This window comes from Pseudoxanthomonas sp., assembly GCF_051953815.1.
GTDB lineage: Bacteria > Pseudomonadota > Gammaproteobacteria > Xanthomonadales > Xanthomonadaceae > Pseudoxanthomonas_A.
Window position 1 is genome coordinate 1 of sequence record NZ_JBQCIJ010000038.1, and the last position, 3,121, is coordinate 3,121.

At 67.7% G+C, this 3,121-nt stretch carries 4 protein-coding genes; 3 read left to right on the forward strand and 1 reads right to left on the reverse strand.

All coding sequences use genetic code 11. The features are described 5' to 3' along the window. On the reverse strand, positions 1–507 hold a 507-nt coding region (locus tag ACTHN1_RS11235), incomplete at its 3' end, for a TonB-dependent receptor plug domain-containing protein (protein ID WP_440471031.1). Positions 508–685: 178 nt separating this feature from the next. Between ACTHN1_RS11235 and ACTHN1_RS11240 the strand changes: the two genes are divergently transcribed. The 3 genes from ACTHN1_RS11240 to ACTHN1_RS11250 all read left to right on the forward strand — a co-directional run. Then, positions 686–1,246 carry an RNA polymerase sigma factor gene (locus ACTHN1_RS11240; protein ID WP_440471032.1) on the forward strand — a complete coding sequence of 187 codons (561 nt, stop codon included), beginning with the start codon at positions 686–688 and terminating at the stop codon, positions 1,244–1,246. After that, positions 1,246–2,325 (forward strand): FecR family protein, encoded by a 1,080-nt coding sequence (locus ACTHN1_RS11245; RefSeq protein ID WP_440471033.1) that lies wholly within the window; start codon positions 1,246–1,248, stop codon positions 2,323–2,325. Before ACTHN1_RS11240 ends, ACTHN1_RS11245 begins: the two co-directional genes overlap by 1 nt. Before the next feature lie 76 nt (positions 2,326–2,401). Beyond that, the coding region (locus ACTHN1_RS11250; RefSeq protein ID WP_440471034.1) for a TonB-dependent receptor plug domain-containing protein at positions 2,402–3,121 on the forward strand (720 nt) is incomplete at its 3' end.

Below are 3,121 nucleotides of genomic sequence, written 5' to 3' on the forward strand. Positions count from 1 at the left end.
GCCCATGGAGCCTTCGCCGAACAGGGTGCCCTGCGGTCCCTTGAGGATTTCGACGCGGTCGATGTCCCAGGAGCGCACTTCCGGGTACCAGGGCACGGTGACGCCGGTGAAGGGGATGTCGTCCAGGTAGTAGCCGTTGTCATTGCCGCCCAGCGAACTGGACACGCCGCGGATCTGCACCTGGGTGAAGCCGCCGCCATTGTCGACCGAGCCCGCGCCCGGGGTCATGGCGATGATCTCGGCGACCTTGCTGATGCCCATGGCGTCAATCTGCTCGCCGGTGACGGCGGTCATCGCGATGGGCACGTCGATCTGGCGTTCGTCGCGCTTGCGCGCGGTGACCGTGACCGCGCCGAGATCGACGGCCTCGCTCTGTGGCTTGCCGCCGGCCTGGTCGTCGGCGCTGGCGGGGGCGGCCACAAGCGCCGCCAGGCACAGCAGGATGCCCTGGCTCAGGCCGTTGCGGCGGGTGGGGGTCTTGTCCCGGGCTTGCAGGAAACGGTTCACGGATAAGCGTCCTCATGTCGTCTGGGTGATACAGGGAAGTCACGACCCTGTAACAATCACGACGAGCGACGACCCGGATCCGGAAATGTTTCCATTGCAACTTCACGCCTTTTCGCGCCCGCGCTGCCGGGGCGCCGATGGCGTTTCACTTTTCGCCTTCTGCTTCGTCTAGGGAATCATGGATACCCGTAGAGACATTCCCATGGGCGAACCGGACGGGCCATCGGCCGGCGATACGCCGCCGAAGGCCGAGGCACTGGTGCGCAATTTCAACCAGGCGCTGATCCGCTCGCTGCAGCAGCGGTTGGGTTCGTACGAGGATGCGCGCGACGTGGCCCAGGAGGCGTACGCGCGGCTGCTCAACCTCGGCCAGGACCAGGTTGTCAGCTACCATCGCGCACTGTTGTTCAAGATTGCGCAGAACCTGGCGACGGATCTGCTGCGCCGGCGCGCCTACATCGAACTTCCGGAACCGGACGATCTGGGATTCTGGCCGGATCCGGCCGCCGATCCCGAGCGGTCGGTGCGCGCGCAGAACGTGCTTGAGCGGCTGCCGGCGTTGCTGGCGGAACTGCCGCCCAACTGCGCCGAGGCGTTCCGGCTGGTGCGGTTGAAGCAATGCAGTTTCAAGGAAGCGGCGGAGCGGTTGGGTGTCACCGAGCGCATGGTGCGCATCTACCTGGCCAAGGCACTGGCGTTGTGCCAGTTGCGGCTGGACGAAATCAGGGAGGACGAGTGATGAAGGATTCCACGCAGAACAGCCGCAAGCGCATCGTCGAAGAGGCTTCCGAGTGGGTGGTCCGCCTGCAGGATGAGGATCTTTCCTACGAGCAGATCGAGGAATGGAACCGCTGGATGGAAGCGTCGCGCGAGCATGCCCAGGCTTTCGAGGACGTCAGCCTGATGTGGCAGGTGTCCGCGCAGTTGCCCGGGGACCTGTTGCCGGCCGCGAGAACCGTCCGCAGCGACACCGCGTCCGTCCCGCGCCCCCCGGTGGAGAGCCACCAGGCGGTGCGTCCATCTCGTTCCGCACGTCGCGGGGGGCGGCTGCGCTGGGCCGTCGCCGCCGCAATCCTGGGCGTCACCGTGGCCGGCGTCGCCGTGCGCACGCTGGACGATGGCGACGGCCCGCGCACCGACGCGGTGCAGGTGTTCGCCACTGGCAAGGGCGAGCTGAAACATCTCGTGCTCGAGGATCGCTCGCAGGTGGAACTGGGACCGGACAGCCGCCTGCGCGTGCAGATCGGACCGCAGCGGCGCCAGATCGAACTGACCGGTGGCCAGGCCTACTTCACGGTGGCGAAGGATCCCGCGCGTCCCTTCGAGGTGCGGGCCGGAGGGCTGATCGCGCAGGCCCTGGGCACCGAGTTCAGCGTCGAGGCCGCGACCGCGGCGGTGTCGGTCACCGTGGCCGAGGGCCATGTCCAGGTGAACGACGTCTCGCCCGAACAGGATGCGGTCGCGGACGGCGAGAAGACGGTGCAGCTCATCGCCGGACAGCAGACCACGCTGGATGAAGCGGGCGGCTTGAGCGCGCCGCGTCGCGTGGATCTGGAGGATGCGCTGGCGTGGAAGGAAGGCAGCGTGGTGTACGCCAGTGAACCGCTGCGCAACGTGGTCGCCGATCTCAACCGGTATTCCCGCGTGCGTGTGGTGCTCGATGACGCCGCGCTGGCGGAACGCCCGGTCACCGGACGCTGGCTGACCAGCGACGTGGATGCGTGGCTGGACGGCGTGGCGGGCGCGTTCTCGCTGCAGGTGCTGCGTTATCCTGACCGCATCGTGCTGCAGCGGCGGAAGGACGCGACGGACAGATGATGGCGGACGGATAGCGGGGGCGATCATCAGCGAGCGGGTCGGACAGTGGGCGGCAGTCGCGGGGTGGCGCAGGAGGGTGCTGGCGTCGCTGTGCTCGATGGCGTGCGGTGGCGCGCTTGCGACCACGCCGGTCCCGACCTTCCGTGAATTCGACATTCCGGCCAAGCCGCTCGACACCGCGCTGATCGATTTTTCGCGCCAGTCCGGGTTGCAGGTGTTTTCCAGTTGCGCGGGATCGCGCAACGTGGCCGCCGTCCAGGGACGTTGGGAACCGATCCGCGCGCTCGAACGGATGCTGGCCGGGACCGGCTGCCGCTTCAGCGTGCGCGACAACGGCACGGTGAGCATCCAGCCGCAGGCGGTGACGGAGCCTGCGCCGATGGTGTTGCCGGGCATCAAGGCGCCGCCACGCACGGCGGAGATTCCGATGGTCCGCAGCATGGTCGGACTGCGGGTCACCGCGCGCCGACGCGACGAACGCCAGATCGACGTGCCCATCGCGATGACCGCCGTCACCGGCGAGCAGATTGACGCCATGGGCATCAGCAAGATCGCCGAGATCATCGGCATGACGCCCGGCGCGGGCGCCGTCGACAACGGCATGGGATTCCTGCAGGTGCAGATCCGCGGCGTGTCCAGTTCGCTGGGCGGCAACGACAACGGCTACTACCTGGACGACATCCCCTTCACCGGCGTCACCGTGCCCTGGTACCCGGAAGTGCGCTCCTGGGACATCGACCGCGTCGAAATCCTCAAGGGACCGCAGGGCACCCTGTTCGGCGAAGGCTCCATGGGC